The sequence below is a fragment of the Pedobacter sp. N23S346 genome, from assembly GCF_048515415.1.
GTDB lineage: Bacteria > Bacteroidota > Bacteroidia > Sphingobacteriales > Sphingobacteriaceae > Pedobacter.
Window position 1 is genome coordinate 1 of the sequence record NZ_JBLYEE010000037.1, and the last position, 646, is coordinate 646.

At 41.0% G+C, this 646-nt stretch carries 1 protein-coding gene; it reads left to right on the plus strand.

Features of this window, described 5'->3' with window-relative positions; genetic code table 11:
- The coding region (locus ACN1CD_RS23610; protein ID WP_419132881.1) for an IS4 family transposase at positions 1-646 on the plus strand (646 nt) is incomplete at both ends.

The following is a 646-nucleotide window of genomic DNA, read 5'->3' on the forward strand; positions in this document are numbered from 1 at the left end:
TCCAGACTTTTCATTGCCGATTCATCCACCATTACTTTATTTCAACAGATACTTAAAGCACCCAGCCCAGGTAAACTGAATGGAAAGAGAAAAGGTGGTATCAAAGTCCATACGCTGATAGATGCTTTGGAGGATGTTGCGGTCCAGGTCAGTTTTACAGCAGCCAGTGCCAACGATATGAACTTTTTAAAGGAGATTAACCTGGAAGCTGGCTCATTTATCGTTTTTGACAAGGGTTATGTCGATTATAGCGAATATCAGCGGATGGACAACAATGGTGTTTTCTTTGTCACCCGGCAAAGAAAAGGTGCCAGTTATTTAGAAACAGGCTCAAACCCGGTTAGTAAGGAGGACAGCAATGCAGGAATAATAGCTGACCGGTTGATCGTTATCGGTAATAAAACCCATCGTAAACAGGTAAAGCTTAAGACCCGGCAGGTTACATTCTTTGATCAGGAAAAAGGCAGGACATTTGAATTTCTGACCAACAACTTCACCTTATCGGCTTTGCAGGTCGCCGATCTTTACAAAAAACGCTGGCAGATCGAAATCCTCTTTAAGAGGGTTAAACAGAACTTTCCACTTAAATATTTTTTGGGTGACAATGAAAATGCCATTAAAATACAGATATGGTGTGCTTTTATTG